Source organism: Mycobacterium simiae, from assembly GCF_008370645.1.
Classification (GTDB): Bacteria; Actinomycetota; Actinomycetes; order Mycobacteriales; family Mycobacteriaceae; genus Mycobacterium; species Mycobacterium simiae_A.
The window spans coordinates 1-2635 of the sequence record NZ_VTZN01000318.1; the positions used below are offsets into that span (position 1 = coordinate 1).

Sequence of the window (2635 nt, forward strand, 5' to 3'; positions counted from 1 at the left end):
AGCACCAGAACAACCGCACGCACCGTCACCAGATCCATCGACGCCTACTGGCCAGCGGCGCGGCCCAATGGATGTCCGCCCCGGAACAAATGCGCCTGAGACGATTGACGGAACGTCTTTCAGCGGACACGCACTTGACGAAATGCAAAGTGACGGCATTCCGGTGAGCGTCGTGCAAAATGCGCTTCGAAATGGTCTATCCGCCCCGGGAGGGGAGGTAGGACAGTTTTCTACGATCCCGACAACCATATCAGCGTCATCCAAGCTGCGGACGGCACCATCGTTACCGTAACCTTCGGGGACCGACGACCTTGACGAACGATGAGGATTCTCGCCGTCGGATTGCTAGGATTGATTATCTTCGGCACCTGGCGCTTGATTCGCTGAGCCATTACGATGGCGGATTTTCCGGACTCGAACGGGTAGCTCGTGACCTAGATTGGATAATCCAATCTCTCGAAGAAGTCGCGGATCCATCCTGGACCGACTTGCTGGGCCGACTGTGGTTCCAGCTTGAAGGCATCTATGCGTCGATGCTTCATGAAGGACGTTCCCGGTTGACTCCGGACGATCAGGTTTACGCGCAGGAAATTGTCGCCAAGCTCGTTGCCGAGTTCCAGGGCTATGAGCTGCCTTCAGTCCCCGACACAGACGAAGACACTCAATAGCAGTAAAGAAACTTCTCATGCCGCAGCAGGCGATTCCAGCGCGCCAACATGATCGCGCCGTACCTAAGGTCCCGGTTGGCGCGGCGCTTCATCGCTACCGGACCTTCAGTCGTAGCGGTCACGCCGACCAACGGAAGGTTTGCGCAGCTCTGCCGCCCTGGTATTGCGCCCGGCACCGTTGATGCTCATGAATGGCGGTATTGCCGATTTGGCCGTGGCGGCGGACACGGGCGCTAAGCGCACGGGAGCCGCCACGGCGCTTGGCCATTGTTGGTCGCCAGTGAGCAGGGCGATGGGGGTATTGGCTGCTTTGGCCAGGTGGTTCGAGGAGTGCGCGGCCTTTGTCGGCGGGGGCTGGCGAGGGTGGCCGACGACTCCGGTGCCGGTGTAGGCGTGGATGCCGACGGAGGTCAGGTAGCGGCGATCCGAACGGGTGTCTGGTGGGTACCGACGACACGGCGGCATCTACAGTTGGCGAATACACGGGCGCAAGCCCAAATCCCTTCGTGCTCAACTAGTGTGGCGCTCATCGTAGTCGTCGGCAGCTGGCATCTTGCCTCGTCCGAGCAGGCCTCACCGTGGCGCGCTGTTACCCAACCCAGGTAATGGGCATACTGACTGCATGCGCTCTATCTGGAAAGGTTCCATTGCCTTCGGCCTGGTTAACGTGCCGGTCAAGGTATACAGCGCCACCCAGGACCATGACATCAAGTTCCACCAGGTACACGCCAAGGACAACGGACGCATCCGGTACAAGCGCGTGTGCGAGGTGTGCGGAGAGGTCGTCGAATACGGCGACCTCGCGAGGGCCTTCGAATCCGATGACGGCCGGATGGTGATCATCACCGACGACGACCTCGCTACGTTGCCCGAGGAACGCAGCCGGGAGATCGAGGTACTGGAATTCGTCCCGGCCAGCGAAGTCGACCCGATGCTGTATGACCGCAGCTACTTCCTGGAGCCGGACTCCAAATCGTCGAAATCCTATGTGCTGCTGGCCAAAACGCTCGCTGAGACCGACCGCATGGCGATTGTGCATTTTACGCTGCGCAACAAGACTCGGCTCGCGGCGTTGCGCGTCAAGGATTTCGGTAAACGCGAGGTGATGGTGGTGCACACATTGTTGTGGCCGGACGAGATTCGCGACCCCGACTTCCCGGTGCTGGACCAGAAAGTGGAAATCAAGCCGGCCGAACTCAAGATGGCCGGCCAGGTAGTGGAGTCAATGGCCGACGACTTCAACCCCGACCGTTACCGCGACACCTACCAGGAGCAGCTGCAGGAGCTGATCGACGCCAAACTCGAAGGCGGGGAAGCATTTACCGCCGAGGAGCGACCCGCTGAGCTAGACGAGACCGAAGACGTCTCCGATCTGCTGGCCAAGCTCGAGGCCAGCGTCAAGGCACGCTCGGGAGACAACAAGAAAACCACCGCCAAAAAGGCGCCGGCAACCAAGACCCGAGCAAAACAAGCCGCCAAGTCCTGACCGACGCGGCCCTTGTCCGCATATGCTCATCGTGCTGCCGAGAGGAGTGTTTCGTGAAGTTCAGCCGATCTGGCGCCACCGTGAGCCTGTTACTTGCCAGCGCACTGGTTGTGTCGGCGTGTGGTGGCCATCCAGGTACGTCATCGTCGACCGGGTCCAGCACACCCACGGTGCCGGTGAACTGCGGCGGGAAGAAGAAACTGCTGGCGGCGGGGTCTACCGCGCAAAAGAACGCGATCGAACAGTTCGTATACGCCTACATTCACGCCTGCCCCGGTCATACGCTGGACTACAACGCAAATGGTTCTGGCGCCGGCATGAAGCTGTTCCTCGATAACCAGGTCGATCTGGCGGGCTCAGATTCCCCGATGGATCCGGCTAAAGGTGAGCCGGACAAGGCCGCGGCGCGCTGCGGGTCCGAAGCGTGGGACCTACCGGTGGTATTTGGCCCGATAGCAGTCACCTACAACATCAACGGCGT

Annotated in this window: 4 protein-coding genes; 3 read left to right on the forward strand and 1 reads right to left on the reverse strand. The window is 60.4% G+C overall.

Annotated features, from left to right (window positions below):
* The first annotated feature begins 311 nt into the window (after positions 1–311).
* Positions 312–668, forward strand: a complete 357-nt coding sequence (locus tag F0Q45_RS25275) for a hypothetical protein (RefSeq protein WP_149656487.1) — start codon at positions 312–314, stop codon at positions 666–668.
* 105 nt (positions 669–773) lie between these two features.
* Here F0Q45_RS25275 and F0Q45_RS25280 read toward each other — a convergent pair whose 3' ends face one another.
* Positions 774–1133 (reverse strand): hypothetical protein, encoded by a 360-nt coding sequence (locus F0Q45_RS25280; protein ID WP_149656488.1) that lies wholly within the window; start codon positions 1131–1133, stop codon positions 774–776.
* Between the two features lie 157 nt (positions 1134–1290).
* Here F0Q45_RS25280 and ku point away from each other — a divergent pair, with 157 nt between their 5' ends.
* Entirely contained in the window at positions 1291–2154 is an 864-nt protein-coding gene (ku, locus tag F0Q45_RS25285; protein ID WP_149656489.1) for a non-homologous end joining protein Ku, read from the forward strand.
* A gap of 53 nt (positions 2155–2207) precedes the next feature.
* On the forward strand, positions 2208–2635 hold a 428-nt coding region (locus F0Q45_RS25290), incomplete at its 3' end, for a substrate-binding domain-containing protein (RefSeq protein ID WP_149656490.1).